The sequence below is a fragment of the Halomonas sp. KG2 genome (genome assembly GCA_030440445.1).
Taxonomy (GTDB): Bacteria; Pseudomonadota; Gammaproteobacteria; order Pseudomonadales; family Halomonadaceae; genus Vreelandella.
Genome location: CP098528.1, coordinates 4185536 through 4206893, shown reverse-complemented (window position 1 = coordinate 4206893; position 21358 = coordinate 4185536). Strand labels below are relative to the sequence as shown.

Genomic DNA, 21358 nt, shown 5'->3' with positions numbered 1-21358 from the left:
GATGTTGCTAGTAGTTAATATTTCATAATGAGAATTATTCCATTTATGCTGGGCGGGCGGTTATGCCCGCCGCGCAATTGATTATGCGCAAACGTCAGCCGTATCGTTTTAGGAGCGTTTAAGGGAACTTTCCGTCAAAGCACCCGGCGAGATACCGTAGTTTTTCTTGAAGGCAGTAATAAAGTTGCTGGCATGACGGTAGCCGCTTAAATGTGCCGCTTGTTGAACGCTGTGGCCGCTCAGCAGCAGCTCACGCGCTAGCGCAAGCCGACGCTTGCGCAAATAGTCGATTGGCGCTAGGCCGTAAGCCAGCTTGAAATGCCGCATTAACGTACTTGGGCTCATAGCCGCGCGATCCGCTAAGCGTTGCAGCGTGTGGTCAAGCGACGGCTCTTCATCCAGCCAGCGGCGTATTAGCGCCAAGCGCTGTCGGTACAGTGCGCCACTGTCAGCCGTATATGGCGAACGGCCGTCCAGCCCCTGGGCGATGATTTGCAGTGCTAACCCTTGAAAGCGCATGCGCTGTGACTCAGCGCTACTGGAAGTACCGCATGCTTCATCGATGGTGAGCTGTAACCCAGGGCTGAGTTGCCAGACATGGAGGGATGACGATGAGATGTGAGCACCATACCAAGCCTGCATCGCTGGTGCGTCGAGCGACAGACATAGCGTGCGAAGCCGTTGATTAGCAGGATGAAAAGCGCTGAGCGTTAAACCTGTGTCCAGCCTTAGCCAGCAAGCTTCCCCGGCCGTTATCCAACGCTTTTGGCCATCAATATCAAAATGTGCGCAGCCCTCTAACATCACCACAATCAGCAGATCGGTATTGCCCTTAGAGAACGATTGATAAGGTCGCAGCACATCCAAATCGGAAATAAAAAGCTCCACCCCCGCCGCTAGGCTAACTTCCTCTACACGCCCTTGGGCGATCGATGTTTTCGGCGTGCAGGCAGCGTTGGAAGTGATGGGAAAGCAGTAATCGATACTGTATCGGCGTCCGTAGCCTAAAAAATGATCAACGGTATAGCGGGTGCTAATGGTCACGTGGTGTGTCTCAACCTGGTGTAGAAACAAAGGTTCAACAAACAGCCTTATTTAAAAGACGCGCACAAATAGTAATGTGTTTTATTATTATTTGATAGTTAATGCTAAGTGGAGCGTTTTAATTGCACTTCTTTGGTGCGAAAGAAGGGGCTGGCTAATTAGCATGGTGCAGTTTTGGTGCGAATAAGAGAAAGTCGATATTTTTCAAACCATTGAATAATAATAACTATTTTTTCTATTCACCATTTTGGTACGGCGGTTGCGCTGCATTGCTTCAAATAGGCGTGCTCGGTTTCGATAGTCTGGGAGTGTTGTTCCGAATCCTGCACCGTCGTTTCTGTTAAGCGCAGCCACTGATTGAGCCAATGGAGCCGCTATGGAACTGACCCCGCGAGACAAAGATAAGCTGCTGCTGTTTTCTGCCGCCCAGCTTGCCGAGCGTCGCAAAGCACGTGGCCTAAAGCTTAACTACCCCGAAGCCGTCGCGCTGATCAGCTTTGAAATTATCGAAGGTGCCCGTGACGGCAGAAGTGTCGCCGACTTAATGAGCTACGGCCGTGAAATCCTTAGCCGTGATGACGTCATGGATGGCGTAGCGGAAATGGTGGATGAGGTGCAGGTAGAAGCCACCTTTCCGGACGGCACCAAGCTCGTGACCGTACATACCCCCATTGTGTGAAGGGTGAATAGTGAGGTGTGAGGTGTGAGGAGTTGGTATGCCCCCATTTTTGTAGACACTTGGGCTTAACTGTTCGCAGCATAGGCGCTGGGAGTGAGACCTCCTAGCGCCATGTGCCTTCTCATTTTTGGATAGAACTCATCAATATAGTATCGGACCTCATCGCCCATATCGCTTCGTTCTATAGTGCCTAGCGGCTTTGTCCATTCCTTCTTGAGCAAGGCAAAAAAGCTTTCTGCACAGGCATTATCCCAACAATTTCCTCGGCGAGACATGCTTATTGTGACCTCACGGCCGTTAAGCCACGCCATCACCTCTTCGCTGCGATACTGTGTGCCTTGGTCAGAATGAAAAAGCAATTCCTTTCCGACCGGCTGAGAATGCTTCCAGGCTGACTCCAGCGCGTTTAACACCAGCTGTGAACTGTTGACTGCCCCCTGCGCATAACCAACGATTTGACGGGTACCAAGGTCCATGACCGCCACCAGATAGAGCCATCCTTCCTTACAGCGAATCTGGGTAATATCCGAGACCCAAACCTTGTTCGGCTCGCCAACTGAAAATCGCCGATTCAGTAAGTTAGGCAAAACGGGTAATGTCGACACAGCGCGCCGATACCCGGGTTTCAAGGCGGTACAGGAACGATAGCCTGCTTCTTGAAGGAGGCGTTGAACCTGATTCTTCCCGCAGCGGTACCCTTCATCTTGAGCTTCAATCCATAGCTTCCGATAACCGGGCACACTGTTCATTTTCTTGGCACGCTCTAGCAAAAAAGACGTGATGCTTTGATGGCGCTTTTGCATTTTTCCAGGACACCGTTGGCGACCTTTCCATCGGTAGTAACCTGAGCGAGAGACACCGAGTACTTCACAAGTTATTGAGAGCGGCCACCGCAACTGGCGATGGATCTCAATAAAAGCAAATTTTACTTGCCGTGCTTGATAAAGTACTCGTCCGCCTTTTTTAAAATTTCAGTCTCCAGCTGGGATCTTCTTAGCTGCTTTTTTAATCTCTTGATTTCATTTTCAAGCTCCTGAACGCTTTTTTCAGGGCCATCATTGGCAATTTTCTTGTCAGACGATGTGTGATCCATGGTCAACTCCTTGCGCCAACGACTTAATGTATTTGGATGTATACATAGTTTGGCAGCAAGCGTTGTCTGCGTCTGCGGTGAAGAGAGTGACGTTTGCACGGCTTCACGTTTAAACTCATCGGAATACCTGGGGCTACGCTTATATTTCATAACACCTTCTCTCTGAAAAAGGTGTCTACTTTTTCAGGGGCATTCCAAGTTCCCCCACCTTACGACTTACCTCTCCCACTCTCAGCACCGCGACGCAGGAGCAAGCAGATGATTCCCGGTGAGTATCAGTTAAAAGACGGTGATATTGAGCTATGCGTGGGCCGCGAGCGGATTAGCGTCGAAGTGGCCAATACCGGCGACCGCCCTATTCAGATCGGCTCTCACTACCACTTCGCTGAAGCCAACCCCGCGCTGGTATTTGATCGCAGCAAATCCCGTGGTTTTCGCTTAGACGTGGCAGCGGGCACCGCGATTCGCTTTGAGCCAGGCCAGACCCGCGAGGTTACGCTAATTCCCTTCGTTGGTAAGCGCGAAATTTACGGCTTCCGCGGCGATGTGATGGGTGCGCTCGATGGAGATAAACAATGAAACCGGTTAACACAATCAGCCGGCAAGCCTACGCCGATATGTATGGACCCACGGTAGGCGACCGCGTGCGCCTGGGCGATACCGAACTGTGGATCGAAGTGGAGCAAGACGCTACCCACTACGGCGATGAGGTGAAGTTCGGCGGTGGTAAGGTCATCCGCGACGGCATGGGGCAAAGCCAGCGTAACGACGCCACGGTGATGGATACGGTGATTACCAACGCGCTGATTTTAGACTGGTGGGGCATTGTTAAAGCCGATGTCGGCCTGCAAAACGGGCGCATTGCCGCGATTGGCAAGGCAGGCAACCCCGACACCCAGCCCGATGTAGATATAGTGATTGGCCCCGGCACTGAAATTATCTCAGGCGAAGGCAAGATTCTTACCACTGGAGGCATCGACGCGCATATTCACTTTATTTGCCCCCAACAGGTAGAAGAAGCGCTGATGAGCGGCGTGACCACCATGCTGGGCGGCGGCACCGGTCCGGCGACTGGCTCCAACGCCACCACTTGCACGCCTGGCGCGTGGCACATTGGCAAAATGCTGCAAGCGGTGGACGACCTGCCGATGAATATTGGCCTGTTAGGCAAAGGCAACGCCAGCTTGCCGGAAGCGTTGGAAGCGCAGCTGGAAGCCGGGGCCATGGGGCTTAAACTCCACGAAGACTGGGGCACCACGCCTGCGTCCATTGATAACTGCCTCAGTGTGGCAGAGAAGTATGATGTGCAGATCGCGATCCACACCGACACACTCAACGAATCCGGCTTTGTGGAAGACACCCTGGCGGCGTTTAAAGAGCGCGGCATTCACACCTATCACACCGAAGGGGCAGGCGGCGGTCACGCGCCGGATATCCTGACCGCCTGCTCAAAAGAGTATGTGCTGCCGTCTTCCACTAATCCGACGCGGCCTTATACGGTTAACACCATCGACGAACACCTGGATATGTTGATGGTTTGCCACCACTTGGACCCCAACATTCCTGAAGATGTGGCCTTTGCCGACTCACGTATTCGCCGTGAAACGATCGCCGCCGAAGATATTCTCCACGACTTGGGCGTGATCTCGATGATTGCCTCGGATTCCCAAGCCATGGGGCGAGTGGGCGAAGTGGTCTGCCGTACCTGGCAAACGGCTCATAAAATGAGAGTGCAGCGCGGTTTATTGCCCGAAGATGAAGCCCTGGGTGCGGATAACCTGCGCGCCAAGCGTTATATCGCCAAATACACCATTAACCCTGCGATTACCCATGGCATTGCCCATGAGGTGGGCTCCATCGAAGTTGGCAAACTGGCTGATTTAGTGCTCTGGAAGCCGGCATTTTTCGGCGTAAAACCCTCGCTGATTTTAAAAGGCGGCATGATTGCGGCGGCGCCCATGGGCGACCCCAATGCGTCTATTCCTACCCCTCAGCCGGTGCATTATCGCTTTATGTTTGGGGCGTTTGGAAAGGCCGCCAGCCAAACGCGGCTCAACTTCGTGAGCCAAGCGGCGATTGACGCAGGCATTAAAGAGCGTCTGGGCCTGCAGAGCACGCTTTCCGCCTGTAAAAACGTACGCGGCGTGCGCAAAAAAGATATGAAGCTCAACGACGCCTGCCCAGAGCTTACCGTTGACCCACAAACCTATGAAGTGCGCTGCGATGGCGAGCTACTCACCTGCGAGCCAGCGACCGAGCTACCACTGGCGCAGCGGTATCATTTGTTTTGATTGAGTTGTTATCCAGGGCGCCGGGGGTAGGCCGTAGAGAGGGTCTTTTGCCATGGCCGGAAAATGTTCCCTACATTTCCGGCATTTCCTCCATCCATGGAGGTCAGGTGGCAAAAGTAGCGTACAGGGAGGTATTCACAGCGCCCTCTCGTAGGCCTACCCCCGCCACAGCCGCATAGATAGCGAAAGGACGGTAGTCATGTTGAAACTGATAGAACGTTTAGGGCCGATAGACGAAAGCACCGCCAGCGACACGCTGACGCTGCCCTTTGAGCTGCGCATTCGCGGGCGCCTAAAAGCCCAAAGCGATAGCGGCCGCGAGCTGGGGCTGTTTCTAGACCGTGGCCCAGTGCTGCGCGATGGCGAAGGCTTAAAAGCTGAAAGTGGCGACGTGGTGCGCATACGTGCCGCCATCGAACCGGTGGTGACCGCGCGAGTAAGCACCGGCTTACCCCTGGCGCGGCTGGCGTACCACCTTGGCAACCGCCATGTACAGCTGGCGCTGGGCGAAGACGACAAGGGTGGCTGGGTGCGTTTCCCACCCGACCATGTGTTAGAAGAACTGGCGGAACTACTGGGGGCTGAGCTTGAGCACCACAACGCCACCTTCGATCCAGAACCAGGGGCCTATAACCAAGTAGGTGGCGGCGGGCACTCTCACGGACATTCTCACGGGCATTCTCACGGGCATTCTCATGGTCATGGGCACTCCCACGACCACGCTCATGACCACGACCATTCACACGCGCATGAGCATCATCATGCCCACTGAGCATGCCGCACCAGAAAGCCATGACTTAGCCCTGCTAGGGCTAATGCAGCTGGTCAGCCCAGCGCTACCCATCGGTGCCTTTGCGTTTTCCCAAGGGCTGGAAAGCGCCTTTGAGCTGGGCTGGGTAAGTGATGAACAAAGCCTTTCTGAGTGGCTTTCTGGCGTACTGGAAGATGGCCTAACCCGCTGTGAACTGCCGCTGATCGCGCGCTTTTACACCGCCCTTGAGCAGCATGACAGCGATGCAATCGCTCAGTGGGACGAGTGGTTGGCGGCCACCCGCGAAACCGCTGAATTAGCCGCTGAGGATAGCCGCTTGGGCGCTTCACTCAAACGTCTGCTGGGCAGCCTGGACTTATTACCCCGCCTGGATGAGCGAAGTGAAGGCTGTCTGCCGCCTTTATTACCTGCCCATGCAGGCTATGTGACGCTATTTAGCTACGCCGCTTTTATGCGCCGTGTGCCCCCGCGCCAAGCGCTATTAGGGTTTGGCTGGGCGTGGCTGGAAAACCAACTGGCAGTGGCCTGCAAAGCACTACCCCTGGGCCATACCGCCGCCCAGCGGGTGATTGAACAGCTGCGCGGGGAACTGGTGGCGGCCGTCGACCAAGCTCTGTTGCTAGAAGATGATGACCTTGGCCCGATACTGCCCGGCGTGGCGCTGGCCAGCGCTCTTCACGAAACACAATATTCACGCTTGTTTAGAAGTTAAATGCTTATGAGTAGGAGATAACAATGACGCACTGTTTACGTGTAGGTGTGGGTGGCCCGGTGGGTTCCGGCAAAACGGCACTGCTTAAGCAGCTTTGTTCGGCGCTACGGGATTACTACGATATCGCCGTCGTGACCAACGACATATATACCCGTGAAGACGCCGACTTTCTGCTCAAACACGATGCGCTGCCTGCCGACCGCATTCTGGGTGTGGAAACCGGCGGCTGCCCGCATACCGCCATTCGCGAAGATGCCTCGATGAACCTAGCGGCCATCGACGAGCTACATGCCCGTCACCCTAAACTAGAGCTGGTACTGGTGGAATCCGGTGGCGACAACCTCTCTGCAACGTTCAGCCCCGAGCTTTCCGATCTCACGCTGTACGTGATTGACGTTTCCGCAGGCGATAAGATCCCCCGTAAAGGCGGGCCAGGCATTACCAAGTCAGACCTGCTGATTATCAACAAAATCGATATTGCCGAGCAGGTTCATGCATCGCTTGAGGTGATGGAGCGGGATTCGAAGAAAATGCGCGGCGAGCGCCCCTTTGTGTTTACCAATCTTTACGACGGGGTAGGCCTTGAAGAGATCATCCGCTTTATTCTCGACAAAGGCATGCTGGATGAGCGTCGACCCCAGGCAGCAACGGCATAGCCGGTAGAAAAAGTTGCTGCAATAAAATAACAAGTACTCGCTAGCAGTGGCTTGCCAAGTGGCAAGCCACTATGTCGAGCGGGTTTGTCGCTCAGCCAATAACAACGCAGCGCGCCGTGCCAACGGTGACAGTTCATCATCCTCACGTTCCAGTGAGGCCACTAGGCGCTGTTTCATTGGTCTTGCCCAGAAGGTTTCCAGGTGTCGACAGATGGCTGTTGCCGCCGTTTCTTCGTCGTGGCCGCTGCGCAAGTTCACGGCGATTTGGTTAATCATGTGAATCAGGTTTTTATCGTTATGCGTCGACATTGAGTGTCTCCTCAGCCGTGGGCAATCGCCATTGTAATGGGGCGGTGGTAGATCAAGTGGCGACCAGGTCGCGCAAAGCCCGCCAGTAGTAGGCCTGACGCTTGGGCCTGTTCCACGGCCAGCGCGGTGGCCGCCGAGACAGCCACCAGTGCGCCGATGCCCGTGCTAGCGCACTTATGAACCATCTCGTAGCTGGCGCGGCTGGTGACTAGCGCGAACCCTTCTTCTAGAGGGGCTGCCTCGCGGGCGAGCGCGCCGATCAGTTTGTCCAGCGCGTTGTGGCGGCCGACATCCTCGCGTAGCCGTAGGATGCGACCCTGAGTATCGCACCAAGCGGCACCGTGGCTAGCGCCAGTGGCTGCTTGCAGTGGCTGCTGGGTGGCCAGCTCCTGCAGGGAGCGCTGAATGGCAGCATCGCTAAGCGACGGTGCCACGACCGAGGGGATCGGACGAATAGCCTGTTCCAGGGCTTCGGTGCCGCACAGACCGCAGCCGGTACGCCCTGTCAGGCTGCGCCGCCGCTGCTTGAGCTCAGCCATCCGTTGGCTGGCAATGGTGAGGTGAACGGTGAGGCCCTGAGGCGCTTCGTGGATATCGAGGTCATAGCACTCGGTGATATTGGCCAGGATACCTTCGGAAAGGCTAAAGCCGAGGGCAAAATCCTCAAGGTCGGCGGGGCTTGCCATCATCACCGCATGGGAGATGCCGTTGTAGACCAGTGCTACTGGCCTTTCTAAGGCCAGTAGATCCTCCTGGGTATCGGTGTACCAGCCGTTAGCGCCACGACGCACCTCCACCGGCTGGCGCGCTACCGCGTTGCGTGAATGGTGGGTGCTCATGGCGCCTCCTGATGAGCGTTGGCTAGGTGGTCACGCTGGATCAGGTCGAAAGTGTTAAAGCGCTGCTGCCAAGCGGAGGGTTGGCTGACTTTTTCCACCTGCACCGCTGTGACCTTATATTCCGGACAGTTGGTGGCCCAGTCCGAGTTATCCGTCGTGATGACGTTAGCGCCGCTGCCGGGGTGGTGGAAGGTGGTATACACCACCCCTGGCTGCATGCGCTCGCTGAGCCGTGCGCGTAGCACCGTCTGCCCCGAACGGCTGGTAATGCCCAGCCAGTCACCGTCGCGTACGCCGCGAAGCTCGGCATCAGAGGGATGCAGTTCCAACACGTCTTCATCGTGCCAGCGCTGGTTGTCGGTACGCCGGGTCTGGGCGCCCACGTTGTATTGGCTGAGAATCCGCCCGGTGGTGAGCAGTAGTGGGAAGCGGCGGTTAGCGCGCTCTTCAGTGGCTACGTACTCGGTAATCGCAAAGCGCCCCAGGCCAATGGGGAAGTCAACCTCGTGCATGGTCGGCATGCCCAGCGGGTACTCGGCGTTGCAGGGCCACTGCAGGCTGCCGCGCTCCTCCAGCTTGGCGTAGCTGACGCCCGCAAAGCTTGGCGTTAACTGGGCGATTTCGTCCATGATTTCGGACGGATGGGTGTAGTGCATCGGGTAGCCCAGCGCATTGGCCAGATCCTGAGTGATTTCCCAGTCTTCCTTGCCAGCCAGCGCAGGCATCACTTTGCGTACCCGGTTGATGCGCCGCTCGGCGTTGGTGAAGGTGCCGTTTTTTTCCAGAAAGCTTGAACCGGGCAGTAGTACGTGGGCGAACTTGGCCGTTTCGTTGAGGAAAATATCTTGCACGATCAGGCAGTCCAGCGAGCGTAGTGCCGCCTCAACATGCTGGGTGTTGGGATCGGATTGGGCGATGTCTTCGCCTTGCACGTAAAGCGCTTTAAAGGTGCCTTCGATGGCGGCGTCGAACATATTGGGAATGCGCAGTCCCGGCTCGTCGTCGAGCTTAACGCCCCACACGGACTCAAAGCGGCCGCGGGCGATGGGGTCGGCCACGTGCTGGTAGCCCGGCAGCTCGTGGGGGAAGGAGCCCATGTCGCAGGAGCCCTGCACATTGTTCTGGCCGCGCAACGGGTTCACGCCCACGCCCTCGCGGCCAATGTTACCGGTGGCCATCGCTAAGTTGGCAATGCCCATCACCATGGTGGAGCCCTGACTGTGCTCGGTCACCCCCAAGCCGTAGTAGATCGCGCCATTAGCTGCTTTAGCATAGGTGCGCGCCGCTTGGCGTACGGCCTCGGCGGGCACGCCGGTAATCGCTTCGGTGGCCTCCGGGGAGTGGCGTGGCTCACTGATAAAGGTGCGCCAGCTGTGATAGGCCTCGGTATCGCAGCGCTTGGCCACGAATGCCTGGTCTTCAAGACCTTCGGTGACCACCACGTGCCCCAACGCGTTGATCAGCGCCACATTAGTACCTGGGCGCAGCGGCAGATGTTGGGCCTCGCTCATGTGCGGGGTCTTTAAAAGGTCGATGCGGCGAGGGTCGGCGACGATCAGCTTCGCGCCTTGACGCAATCGTTTGCGCATCAGCGAACCAAACACTGGGTGGGCGTCGGTGGGGTTGGCGCCAATCACGATAATCGCATCGGCCTGCATGACTGAGTCAAAGGTCTGGGTGCCGGCGGATTCGCCCAGCGTGGTCTTCAAGCCGTAGCCAGTGGGCGAGTGGCAGACCCGCGCGCAGGTATCGGTGTTGTTGTTGCCGAACGCGGCGCGAATCAGCTTCTGCACCAGATAGGTCTCTTCGTTGGTACAGCGCGATGAGGTGATGCCGCCGATGCTCTCGCGGCCGTGCTCGGCCTGAATCGCTTTCAAACGGCTGGCGGCAAAGCCGATTGCCTCTTCCCAGCTGGCCTCGCGCCAGGGTTGGTCGATGCTATCGCGGATCATCGGTGTGGTCAGGCGATCCGGGTGGGTGGCGTAGCCAAAGGCGAAGCGGCCCTTGACACAAGAGTGACCATGGTTAGCGTCGCCGCCCTTGTAGGGCACCATGCGTACCAACTGGTCACCCTTCATTTGCGCTTCGAATGAGCAGCCCACACCGCAGTAAGCACACGTGGTCACGACGCTGTGCTCGGGAACACCGTGGTCGATGACGCTCTTTTCCATCAGCGTGGCTGTCGGGCAAGCCTGAACGCAGGCACCGCAGGAAACACAGTCTGAATCCATGAACGAATCCGCCTGTCCCGCTGACACCTTGGATTCAAATCCGCGGCCATCGATGGTCAGAGCAAAGGTGCCCTGAACCTCTTCGCAGGCGCGCACACAGCGCGAGCAAACGATGCATTTGCTAGGATCGAAACTGAAGTAAGGGTTGGTTTCGTCTTTGACGGCTTCAAGGTGGTTCTCGCCTTCGAACCCGTAGCGCACTTCGCGCAGCCCGACACTACCGGCCATATCCTGCAGTTCGCAGTCACCGTTGGCGGGACAGGTCAGGCAGTCCAGCGGGTGGTCCGAGATGTATAACTCCATCACATTACGCCGCAGCTTGGCCAGACGTTCGTTCTGGGTGGTCACCTTCATACCTTCAACCACCGGTGTGGTACAGGCCGCGGGCATGCCTCGCCGCCCCTCTACTTGTACCGCGCACAACCGGCAGGAGCCGAATGGCTCCAGGCTGTCAGTAGCGCAGAGCTTGGGGATATTAATATCCGCCAGGGCCGCGGCGCGTAGTACCGAGGTGCCCTCCGGCACGCTGATGGTCACGCCGTCGATATTGAGGCTCACCGAGGCAGCATCAGCAGCAAAGGCAGGGAAAGGCGTACCGAGGTCTTTGGTGACCTCAGCGCTGCTAGAGTGCTGACGGGGGTCGAAATGTTTGATCATGAGTTATCTCCGTTCGCCGCCCGCTGAAAATCATCAGGAAAATGCGCTAGGGCGCTTTGCACTGGAAAGGGCGTCATACCCCCCATGGCGCAGAGCGAGCCATCCACCATCGTTTCGCAGAGGTCATGGAGCAGGGCGAGGTTGGCCTCGCGGTTTTGGTTGGCGCGGATACGATCAATTACCTCCACGCCACGGGTTGAGCCAATACGGCAAGGTGTACATTTGCCGCAGGACTCCACCTTGCAGAATTCCATCGAGAAGCGCGCCTGTTCAGCCATGTCGACGCTTTCGTCAAACATCACTACGCCACCGTGGCCCAGTACGGCGCTGTCAGCAGCAAAGGCTTCGTAGTCCAGCGGTAAGTCCCACTGAGATTCCGGCAGGTAAGCGCCTAGCGGGCCACCCACTTGCACGGCGCGTAATGGTTTGCCGCTTAGCGTGCCACCACCGAACGTCTCCATCAGGGTGCGCAGGGTGGTGCCAAACGCCAGCTCTACCAGCCCGCCGTGCTTAACGTTGCCCGCCAGTTGCAGTGCCAGCGTGCCTCGTGAGCGCCCCATGCCATGGGTGGCGTAGGCCTCGGCGCCTTCGGCAAGAATGAAGGGTACGGCAGCCAGCGAGAGCACGTTGTTGACTACGGTGGGGCGGCCAAATAGCCCTTCAATGGCGGGCAGTGGTGGCTTGAAACGCACCAGGCCGCGCTTGCCCTCTAGGCTTTCGAGTAGGGAGGTCTCTTCACCGCAGATATACGCGCCAGCGCCCAGGCGTACTTCCAGGTGAAAGTCGCGGCCGCTACCCAGCAGGTTATCACCCAGATAACCGGCTTGTTCGGCGCGGGCAATCGCCTCGTCAAGAATCTCCTTGGCGAGCGGATATTCAGAACGCAGGTAGATATAGCCCTGGGTCGCCTCCACCGCGAGCCCGGCAATCGCCATGCCCTCGATCAGCATGTAAGGGTCGCACTCCATTACCAGCCGGTCGGCGAAGGTACCGGAATCGCCCTCGTCGGCATTGCAGACGATATATTTCTGATCGGCGGGGGTGTCGAGCACCGTTTGCCACTTGATACCGGTCGGGAAGGCGGCCCCGCCGCGCCCGCGCAGGCCGGAAGCTTTGACTTCCTCGACGATGTCCTGGGGCTCGCGCTGCAGCGCTGCCTCCAGGCCGCAAAAACCGCTGTGGGCGCGATAATCCTCAATCGACAGCGGGTCAGTAATACCGATACGCGCGAAGGTCAGGCGCTGTTGACCGGCGAGGTAGTCAATCTCCTCCGTGGGGCCCAGCGCCAGGGGATGGCTGACGTTACCCTCTAACAGGCCGCTGTCGAGCAGCGCCGAGACGTCGTTGACGGTGACGGGACCATAGGCGAACCGCCCAATAGGCGTCTCAACTTCCACCAGCGGCTCAAGCCAAGCAAGCCCGCGGGAGCCATTACGCACCAGGGAAATTGACTGGCCTCGGGCAGCTAGCTCTTTTTCCAATCGGTTGGCGACGGCATCAGCGCCCAGGGACAGTGCGGTGGTATCGCGAGGAACGAATATGCGGATGCTCATGCGATTATCTCCAGCGGCCGGGTTTGCAGCTCATCCAACAGTGCATCAAAGACCTCTGGGGTTACCCGCCCGCGCACGCCGTCGTCCACACGGATGGACGGCCCGCAGGCGCAGTTGCCCAGGCAGTACACCGCCTCAAGGGTGATTTCACGGTCGCTGGTCGTCTGATGGTAATCGACCCCTAGGCGCGTCTTAGCATGAGCTTCGAGCTGGCGTGCGCCCACCGCCTGGCAGGCCTCTGCGCGGCAGATCTGAACCACGTGGCGGCCTGGCGGCGCGGTGCGAAAGTGGTGATAGAAGCTGATGACACCGTGTACTTCGGCGCGGGTTTGATTGAGCGCTTCAGCGATGATGGGGACTGCTGCCTCGGGGATAAACCCGAAACGATCTTGGAGGGCGTGGAGGATCGGCAGTAGGGCGCCGGGCTTGTGCTTCAGGGCATCGACTTCGGCCTGAATAGCCTGTGGCGCCCACTCCTGGGAATGGTTCATGGTGCCTGCCTCGCGACTGCTTATTATGTTTTAAATATGCACTACTTTTCATATTTAAAAAGGCGTGCATCACGGTTAGGACAAAGCTAGCATCAAGTTATCAACTTAAAAATATGAAAAGTAGTGCCTATGAAAAGAATCAAGGTAACGCCCACCTGGTGCTTTAGCGATGACGATGGGCATCGGCTCGATACCAACCTTTTGCGCCTGCTGGGGGCAGTGCATCGTCATGGCAAGTTGACTCTTGCCGCCGAGGAAGCAGGGATCTCTTATCGTCACGCGTGGAATTTACTGCGCCAGGGTGGGGAGTTTTTTGGTGTCTCTCTTGTTGAACTTGAGCGTGGGCGCGGGGCGCGGTTATCGCCGCTGGGTGAGAAGCTGCTATGGGCCGAACAGCGCGCCACTGCTCGGTTGAGCCCACAACTTGATAGCCTGGGATCTGAGCTTAATCTTGCTATTCAACAGCATCAGGAAGGTATTCAACCCGTTCTGCGCCTGCATGCCAGCCACGGTTTTGCGATAGAGCTATTGCCACAGCATCTGGGGGAGCTCCAGCTTGATCTGCAGTACTGCAGCCCTTTGGAAGCGCTAGCAGCGCTTAACCGCAATAGCTGCGATCTGGCGGGCTGCCACCTGCCTCGGGGTAACGTGGGTGAGAAGGCGCGACGCAAATACCGTCGTCTGCTCAAGCCCCGCAATCATCGACTAATGGGGTTTATCGCACGTCAACAGGGATTAATGGTGGCGCCGGGTAACCCGCTGGGAATTGATGGCGTTGCCGCTCTGGCCAACAGGCCGGTACGGTTTATAAACCGTCAGGCATCGTCGGGTACCCGGGAGCTGTTAGACAACCTGCTGGCCGAAGCTGGTATTTCAGCAGCCAACGTGGATGGTTATGAGATTGAGGAGTATACCCACTCAGCGGTGGCGGCCTATGTCGCTGCGGGAATGGCGGATACCGGCTTTGGTGTAGCGGCTGCCGCGCAACGGTTTGGGCTTGATTTTGTGCCGTTAGCCACTGAGGACTACGTATTGGCCTGTCACTATCACTCCTTAAAGGAGCCAAAGTTCGATGACTTCTTGCGGGTGTTACGCAGTGCTTCCTTTCAAGAAGCGGTGAATCGTTTACCGGGCTATAGCCCCCATCAATGCGGTAGTGTTATTGAAATTCCTGATTTCTTATGACGTTGGAGAAGGTGGTTCCACGCTTACCACACCGTGTTAGAGGCGGAAGCTGGAAGCTGATGATGGTGACAATCTTGCCCACCATAAAAAACTGCGCTGCCCCAATAGGGGGCAGCGCAGTCAACAATAGGTGGCTAGCGGCTTGCTAAAACGGGCCATCCTTGGCCACCACACCCCTACAGTGGACGGGTAGGCCGAAGATAACCTTAACGCAGGTTATGAAAGCGCAATTTTGAGCGTTAATTTGCTGTTCATAAACAAAAAGTATGCGCAGTGGTTAAAGTTGACACCGGTTAGGTCGATAAAAAACGCATAAAACTATTAAAAATTCTTCCGATGACCTACTGAGAAACACTTATGGCTACTCCTCCTTCTTCGACCCCGCAAAAACGAAGCCTTAGCTTACAGGCTAAAGTGTTGATGCTTGTCCTACTGCCAATTTTCATAGTGACCGCAGGGTTAGTCGCGTTTAACGCCTATGAACGCACTCAAAACACCCGCGAGACGCTGGCGAATCAGCGTGAGGTGCTGATTGAAGAGCGTCGCAATGCAGTGCGCGACATTGTGCAAATGGCAACGTCCGCTATTTCTCCTATTTATGAGCAAGCAGGTGTCAATGACGAGGAAGCCAAACAGCAGGTAGCCGAGATCGTGCGCGCCATGCGCTTTGAAGGTAATAACTACGTTTTTATCTACGACTTCGATGGTAACAATATCGTGACGGCCCCTGCGCCAGAGCGTGAAGGTACCAACATGATGGACGTACGAACCCCAGACGGAAATTACCTTATTCGCGATATTCTTCAGGTTGCCAAGAACGGTGGCGGTTTTCATAGCTACTTATGGGAATACCCTAGCACCCGTGCAATTGAGCCGAAACACTCGTATGTCGATAGCCTGGAAAAATGGGGCTGGATGATCGGTGCCGGGGTTTATGTCACCGATGTTGATGCGGTTGTTGCAGAACTGGCGGCGACCGCTAACGCGGATCTACGCCAGTCTATCCTGTTCGCTATTTTGTTGGGTGCCGCCTTGTTTCTAGCAGTGGCGCTGCTCGCATTTGGCTTTGTGCGCCGTACCGTTGGGCCGATTAAACGCACCGCCAGCGCTATGCACGATATCGCCCAAGGCCGTGGCGACCTTACCCGCCGCCTAGCGGTAGAAAGTAATGACGAAGTGGGTAACCTAGCGATTCAGTTCAATGCCTTTGTCGAGCGCATGCAGGAAACCCTGCGTGATGTGCGCCGTAGCACCATGAGTGTTTATCATTCGGCGGGGGAAATCTCCCATAGCTCCGAGGAACTGGCCACCCGTACCGAGCAGGCTGCTGCCAACCTGCAGGAAACGTCGGCTTCCATGGAAGAAATTACCTCGACCGTGAATCACAGTGCGGATAATGCCCAGCAGGCCAATCAGCTGGTGCAGTCCACTGCTGAAGTAGCCCAACATGGTGAAGAAGCCATGGGGCAGGTCGAGCGGACGATGCACGATATCAACGACTCAGCGACGCGCATCAGCGAAATCATCACCATGATTGACGCTATCGCTTTCCAAACCAACATTCTGGCGCTTAACGCCTCTGTGGAAGCCGCTCGGGCGGGTGAGCATGGCCGCGGTTTTGCGGTCGTCGCGCAAGAAGTACGCACACTGGCTAGCCGCTCTAGCAATGCCTCAAAAGAGATTCGCACGCTGATTGATAGCTCCGTTAAGCACACTCACACCGGTGCCGAGCTGGTACGTAAGGCGGGCGCGACAATGCATGACATTGTTGAAAGTGTTTCTAAGGTGACCGATGTAATCGGTGAGATTACGGCGGGTGCCAAGGAGCAAAGTAGCGGTATTGGCCAGATCAACACCGCCGTCGCGGAAATGGATACCATGACTCAGCAAAACGCGGCCATGGTGCAAGAATCCACCACGGCAGCGGCCAACATGCGCCGTCATGCCGAGCACCTTAATGAGCTGATCAACACCTTCGTGCTTGGCGACGATGAGCCACAAGCCTCATCGGCACGGCCAGTGTTAAACCAACCGCGTCAGTCTCTGCCTTCTGGCGCGCCAAGTGCACGTCAGGAACTCAAGCGACCCGCGCTCTCCTCTAAGCCAGCACCCGTTAACGCTGGCGAAGACGACTGGGAAGAGTTTTAAGCCTAACGCTATGCTCCTGCTGGCTGAAAACACACGTTGTTAAAAACCAGCAGTAGCAAGCAGGTGAAGTAGAAAAGGGGCTGCCACATGGCAAGCCCCTTTTTCATTAACGCTTATTTCAACGCAATTCAGCTCAGCGTTAACGTCTTGCTAACCACCTGTTAAGAACATCAGGGTCGGTACATAAACCACCAATAGCAGCGCCTCAATCAAGCCTAAAAGATACGGGATAATTGCCCGAGTGATGCGCTCCAGCGGTAGCGACGTCGATAGGGGACTGATGCGAATCGCATTTAAACTATAGGCTCTCTTTAGCTAGAGAGGGCCTATAGTTCAGCAGCATCGTTTAGTGAATTGAGGTTGTTCTAAAAGGTAGTGACCCACAAAATGATGTTAGGAAATAGCGTAAATACTCCTATGGCGCCAAGTAAAATAAGCCAGTAAGGCAAGGAGGCCTTTGCTGCAGATGTTAAATTAACTTCATTTTTAGAGATGGATGATAGGACAAAGAGATTGAGTCCTACGGGCGGCGTTATCATACCGATCTCTATAAGTAGCGTGACAATAATACCGAACCAGATGGGGTCGAACCCTAAGCTTGTGATCATCGGGAAGGTGATAGGAAGTGTCATGAGTAGCAGTGATATTCCATCAAAGAAACATCCTAGCACGATATAGACGATGACGATCATCAGCAGTATGCCATACGGGCCTAGCCCAAAGCTGCCAATCGTTTCGACTGCAGTACGAGGAATACCCAGTAGGCTGACGGCTTGAGAAAGGATCACTGTACCAATCAAAATCATACCGATAGCGGTAAACATGATTGAGGCATGCTTAAACGCCTGCCATAGTCTTTTGAAGGTTAAATCGCCCCATGTTAAACCTAAAACGATACTGGCCACTACGCCCAAAGCCGCCGACTCTGTAGGCGTCGCAATTCCCAGATAAATGGTCCCCAGTACAAAGAAAATAAGTACGGGAAGAGGCCATATCTCCTTGAGTCCAGTTATTACGTGTTTGAAGGTCACTTGCTCTTTAAACGTAGGGGTTACTGGCTCGCCAATTTTAGAGCGGATCATAATCCATGTGGAAAAAGCGGCAGCAATGAGTAAGCCTGGTAGCATGCCAGCGATAAAGAGTTGGCCAATAGAGACGTTTTGCGTCGCTCCGTAGATGATCAATGCCAAACTGGGGGGAATGAGAAGCCCAAGTGTGCCCCCTGCAGCTAACGTGCCCACCACTACACTTGGCTTATACCCACGTTTTGTCAGTTCAGGATAGCCAACTGCGCCTATGGCTGCTGCGGTAGAGGTGCTTGACCCGCTAACCGCACCAAACAGGGTGCAGACAGCGATGTTGGTATGGAGCAATTGCCCTGGAACACGCGCGAACAGAGGGGTTAGACCGTTATAGACGCGTTTTGACACGCCGCTTGCGAGAAGTATTTCACCTAAAAATATGAAAAGAGGAACGGCGCTTAGCGTAAAATCCGTTAGCATGTTCCAAGTTGCGTTAATCGCCAAGGGGGTGGCGCCGTTAGCTTGAAAGTGGAGCAGGAGCAGCCCCGTAAGCCCCAGCGCAGCCCCTAGAATCGCGCCACTGGTTAAAAATAGAACTAGCGCCCCGCTCAAGAGTAACCAACTCATATCGCATCCTCCGCTGAAGCAACATCTGTCGAGGGCTGTTTAAAGCCATGGCTGAGCTGAATCAAGAGGCACAGCACCATGGAAAAAGGCATGATGGCCATCCACGGCCATAAGAGAATGCTACTGATATCCGTACGTGAATTGAGCGAGAACGAGAAGTTCATGAAATTCCAGGATTCAAAGGCGAAGATGGCACAGAACGTAAGTAATACGACGACGCCTATAAAGTCCATTATCCTCGCGATACCTGCTGGCATCAGATTGACGAGTATTTCTATGCGTATGTGGCGGCCCTTATTGAGTACATAAGGTAGACAAAGGAAGGTCAATGTTAAGAACAGCAGCCCCGCCAGCTCATCTGAAAACCGCAAAGGACGACCACCCAGATAGCGCATCAATGTGCTGACGAATATGAGTGCCGTCATTGCTATACCGCTCATGACGCCCAATAGAAAGGAGGCGTAGGCTGTATAGTTCAGTACAGTGTTGATTCTTCTTATCATCACGGCTAGCTCCAAAAAGAAAGAGCCAATAGGTATTGGCTCTCGATTGGTTTATGTATCCCTTACTCTTCGGAGATCGCTTGGGTGACTGTCTCGTAGTAGCGTATGCCATCCTCGCCTGCGTTTTCCGCCATGGCTTGCCACGCTTGCCAAGCTGCGTCTACAAAGGTTTCAACGTCATCGTCGGAGAAATCGGGAAGCATGGTGATTCCCAATTCTTTGCGCTCTTGACGTGCCTGCGCTTCGCGCTCTGGATCAACCGCAGTGGCGCGGGTCTCGTTCCAAACCTCTTCACCGGCTTCTTCCAGCGCCTGACGTTGGTTGTCGTTGAGGCGGGATAGCGCTTGTTCACTGATACCAAAAAGCCATGGGGAGGCTGCCCAAGGGTGTAAGTAAGACTCATACTCGGTGACTTCTTGAAGCGAAACGGTAGGGGCCACGGTAGATAAGTAATAGGCACAATCTACAACGCCTGTTTGAAGTGCCATATACATATCATTTTGCGGAATGACTTGAGCTGAAATGCCCAATAATTCAAAAGTATCCACAAGGTGTCTGGACCAGACGCGGACTTTCTTATCCTGTAGATCTGCCAAAGTGTGTACCGGCTCTTTGCAGTGCAAACCTACATCGAAAATAGGAGCAACGACGCCACCAACGATTTGAATATCCCAAGCTGAGAAGCCGTCTTCATAAAGCTCCCTGATGACATCAAGAATTTCATCATGTTGGGAAGATTCCGTAATAGCGCCCTGAGCATATACAGATGCCAAGGCAGGCGCATCACGTGTGTAATATTCACCATACAGTAGTGCCATATCGACCATGCCCTGCTGCAATACTCTCAGCATGTCAGCTTCTTTAAGACCTAAAGCGCCTGCATGGTAGACTTCGATATCGAGCTCGCCATCTGACTTTTCACTCACTAAGCTAGCGAGTCTGTTGATCTGCTCTGCTTCAGGGCGAGATTGTGAAAGTCCGCTATGGAATTTCAACGAGATGTTCTCTGCCTGGACACTCCCCATGGTTGTTAAGGACAAAAGAGTTGCAGCGCCCAGAGTAACTTTTTTGCTTTTAGGATTATTCATAAGTTTATTTCTCAGAGGAGAGGGGGTGGGGTTTCATCTTGAATCAGTTACTACATTCGAAAAGGTTTTCTTTGCGACACCAAGGAACTAAATAGCGACATTTGATAAGCTTTTAAAAGAACATGGCGATGGGTATATTCTTGTTATTTGACGAAGTAAGGCGATTAAATTTGTGTAGGTTGTTCAACTTGACACAAGGCTGGACAGGTTTTACATAGTTGAGTTTGAAGTTTTGTAGCATTGAGGGAATGATGCTGATTTTTTTTGATTTATTTATCTGTGGTACAATTTTTGCAAAAAAATAACAATGGCTCAAAAAATTGAGGTTCATCATGAAGGATAAATTCTCAAGCATATTGAAAAATAAAAACATGCCTTATATTTCTTCGGGCGACTATTTAGAAAAGCCTAAAATAAAAAAAAGAGTAGCTTTTATACTGCTAGAGAATTTTTCAATGATGGCTTTCACTGGCGCTGTGGATGCACTCGTTACAACGAATTTAATGAAGTCTACTACGATGTATGAAGTATTGGTGGTGGGTAGCGAGGCATCGGCAGCTGTTTCTGATTTAGGTATTGAAGTGGCCGCGGATTATTCATTAGACAAGTTTGATGCGACAAGCCTAAACATTGATGTGTTGATTGTATGTGGCGGCCTGCGTGTACTTCCTAAAACAACCCTCCTCTTGCGCAGCAAACTGAGACATGCTGACAACAAAGACAGAATGTTAGGAGGGTTATGGAACGGTGCCTACTTCCTTGCAGAGGCGGGATTATTGAGCGGCTACCAGTGCGCTTATCATCCTGATGGCCGCGCGATGATGGCAGAGCAGTTTTGGGATGTATCGGTATCTAGCCGTAGCTTTATTGTGGATCGTAATCGTATCAGCTGTGCGGGGGCGAGTAGCTCATTGAGCATGATGCTTGAAGTAGTAAGAACTGACTGTGGCAATGAGGTGGTCAGTGCAGTTGAAGAGATGCTTCGCTGTGATAAGGGCTTAGACTCTCCAGATATTTCAACGATAGGTGTCGATCAAAACCTCACTCTGCCAGAAAAATTGAAAATATCGCTGCAATTGATGAAAAATAATATTGAAGAGCCTTTGTCCATATCCGAAATAGCGAATTGGGTCAATATTTCGAGACGCCAGCTAGAACGTATGTTTGGTAATTACGTTAATGCTAGCCCTTCTCGATACTATATGGAGCTTCGACTAACGCGTGCGCGTCAGCTTCTTCAGCAAACTAACAAGCCCGTTGCTGAAGTGGCAGTTGCTACTGGTTTTGTGAGTATCTCTCATTTTCGCAACTGTTTTTTTCAGCTCTTTGAAGTAACACCAGGACAGTTTAGAAAGTCGTGCCAAGCTGGCGAACATTCGATGTGAGCTTCTTGTGTGAATTCACGATGAGTGTACTGAGACTAAATAAGCGTTACTTTAAAAAGAGAGCCAAAAAGGC

The 21358-nt window shown here is 54.4% G+C and carries 19 protein-coding genes; 9 read left to right on the top strand and 10 right to left on the bottom strand.

Going from position 1 to position 21358, the window contains the following annotated elements; all coding sequences use genetic code 11:
* Positions 1–108: 108 nt before the first annotated feature.
* Positions 109–1044, bottom strand: a complete 936-nt coding sequence (locus NDQ72_19190; GenBank protein WKD28135.1) for an AraC family transcriptional regulator — start codon at positions 1042–1044, stop codon at positions 109–111.
* A gap of 376 nt (positions 1045–1420) precedes the next feature.
* Between NDQ72_19190 and NDQ72_19185 the strand changes: the two genes are divergently transcribed.
* A complete protein-coding gene (locus tag NDQ72_19185; GenBank protein ID WKD28134.1) occupies positions 1421–1723 on the top strand; it encodes an urease subunit gamma in 303 nt (100 codons plus the stop codon).
* A gap of 65 nt (positions 1724–1788) precedes the next feature.
* On the opposite strand, the gene NDQ72_19180 is transcribed toward NDQ72_19185, so the two are convergent.
* Positions 1789–2966, bottom strand: a protein-coding gene (locus NDQ72_19180; GenBank protein WKD28133.1) for an IS3 family transposase whose coding sequence is annotated in 2 segments (ribosomal slippage) — positions 1789–2675 and positions 2675–2966 — 1179 coding nt in all. Because the reading frame shifts where the segments join, the coding sequence is not laid out codon by codon here.
* Positions 2967–3074: 108 nt separating this feature from the next.
* On the opposite strand from NDQ72_19180, the gene NDQ72_19175 reads away from it, so the two are divergent.
* The 5 genes from NDQ72_19175 (at position 3075) to ureG (ending at position 7247) form a co-directional block, all read left to right on the top strand.
* Entirely contained in the window at positions 3075–3395 is a 321-nt protein-coding gene (locus tag NDQ72_19175; protein ID WKD28132.1) for an urease subunit beta, read from the top strand.
* The gene (gene ureC / locus NDQ72_19170; GenBank protein WKD28131.1) at positions 3392–5107 is read left to right on the top strand and encodes an urease subunit alpha; all 1716 of its coding nucleotides are present in this window, start codon (positions 3392–3394) and stop codon (positions 5105–5107) included. The genes NDQ72_19175 and ureC overlap by 4 nt, the downstream gene beginning before the upstream one ends.
* A 199-nt stretch (positions 5108–5306) precedes the next feature.
* Complete coding sequence (locus NDQ72_19165; GenBank protein WKD28130.1) at positions 5307–5879, top strand: urease accessory protein UreE; 573 nt, start codon at positions 5307–5309, stop codon at positions 5877–5879.
* A complete protein-coding gene (locus NDQ72_19160) occupies positions 5869–6591 on the top strand; it encodes an urease accessory protein UreF (protein ID WKD30447.1) in 723 nt (240 codons plus the stop codon). The genes NDQ72_19165 and NDQ72_19160 overlap by 11 nt, the downstream gene beginning before the upstream one ends.
* 23 nt (positions 6592–6614) lie before the next feature.
* Positions 6615–7247 carry an urease accessory protein UreG gene (gene ureG, locus NDQ72_19155; protein ID WKD28129.1) on the top strand — a complete coding sequence of 211 codons (633 nt, stop codon included), beginning with the start codon at positions 6615–6617 and terminating at the stop codon, positions 7245–7247.
* A 69-nt stretch (positions 7248–7316) separates the two neighbouring features.
* On the opposite strand, the gene NDQ72_19150 is transcribed toward ureG, so the two are convergent.
* From NDQ72_19150 to NDQ72_19130, 5 genes are read right to left on the bottom strand one after another with little or no spacing between them, the layout of a single operon-like run.
* Positions 7317–7556, bottom strand: coding sequence for a formate dehydrogenase subunit delta (locus NDQ72_19150; protein ID WKD28128.1), 240 nt, complete (start codon positions 7554–7556; stop codon positions 7317–7319).
* Positions 7557–7567: 11 nt separating this feature from the next.
* Positions 7568–8395, bottom strand: coding sequence for a formate dehydrogenase accessory sulfurtransferase FdhD (fdhD, locus tag NDQ72_19145; GenBank protein WKD28127.1), 828 nt, complete (start codon positions 8393–8395; stop codon positions 7568–7570).
* The gene (gene fdhF / locus NDQ72_19140; protein ID WKD28126.1) at positions 8392–11283 is read right to left on the bottom strand and encodes a formate dehydrogenase subunit alpha; all 2892 of its coding nucleotides are present in this window, start codon (positions 11281–11283) and stop codon (positions 8392–8394) included. The genes fdhD and fdhF overlap by 4 nt, the downstream gene beginning before the upstream one ends.
* Complete coding sequence (locus tag NDQ72_19135; protein WKD28125.1) at positions 11280–12836, bottom strand: formate dehydrogenase; 1557 nt, start codon at positions 12834–12836, stop codon at positions 11280–11282. The genes fdhF and NDQ72_19135 overlap by 4 nt, the downstream gene beginning before the upstream one ends.
* Positions 12833–13327: a formate dehydrogenase subunit gamma gene (locus NDQ72_19130; GenBank protein WKD28124.1), complete on the bottom strand. Its 495-nt coding sequence runs from the start codon at positions 13325–13327 to the stop codon at positions 12833–12835. Before NDQ72_19130 ends, NDQ72_19135 begins: the two co-directional genes overlap by 4 nt.
* A gap of 129 nt (positions 13328–13456) precedes the next feature.
* On the opposite strand from NDQ72_19130, the gene NDQ72_19125 reads away from it, so the two are divergent.
* Together NDQ72_19125 and NDQ72_19120 are read left to right on the top strand one after the other, a co-directional pair.
* Positions 13457–14512 carry a helix-turn-helix transcriptional regulator gene (locus NDQ72_19125; GenBank protein WKD28123.1) on the top strand — a complete coding sequence of 352 codons (1056 nt, stop codon included), beginning with the start codon at positions 13457–13459 and terminating at the stop codon, positions 14510–14512.
* Positions 14513–14869: 357 nt separating this feature from the next.
* On the top strand, positions 14870–16660 hold the full coding sequence (locus NDQ72_19120) for a methyl-accepting chemotaxis protein (GenBank protein WKD28122.1): 1791 nt from the start codon (positions 14870–14872) through the stop codon (positions 16658–16660).
* Between the two features lie 365 nt (positions 16661–17025).
* On the opposite strand, the gene NDQ72_19115 is transcribed toward NDQ72_19120, so the two are convergent.
* The 3 genes from NDQ72_19115 to dctP all read right to left on the bottom strand — a co-directional run bounded on the left by NDQ72_19115 (position 17026) and on the right by dctP (position 19900).
* Positions 17026–18309, bottom strand: coding sequence for a TRAP transporter large permease (locus tag NDQ72_19115; protein ID WKD28121.1), 1284 nt, complete (start codon positions 18307–18309; stop codon positions 17026–17028).
* Complete coding sequence (locus NDQ72_19110; protein WKD30446.1) at positions 18306–18812, bottom strand: TRAP transporter small permease; 507 nt, start codon at positions 18810–18812, stop codon at positions 18306–18308. Before NDQ72_19110 ends, NDQ72_19115 begins: the two co-directional genes overlap by 4 nt.
* Positions 18813–18874: 62 nt before the next feature.
* Positions 18875–19900, bottom strand: a complete 1026-nt coding sequence (gene dctP / locus NDQ72_19105) for a TRAP transporter substrate-binding protein DctP (GenBank protein WKD28120.1) — start codon at positions 19898–19900, stop codon at positions 18875–18877.
* 332 nt (positions 19901–20232) lie between these two features.
* On the opposite strand from dctP, the gene NDQ72_19100 reads away from it, so the two are divergent.
* Positions 20233–21285, top strand: coding sequence for a GlxA family transcriptional regulator (locus NDQ72_19100; protein ID WKD28119.1), 1053 nt, complete (start codon positions 20233–20235; stop codon positions 21283–21285).
* The last annotated feature ends 73 nt before the right edge of the window (positions 21286–21358 follow it).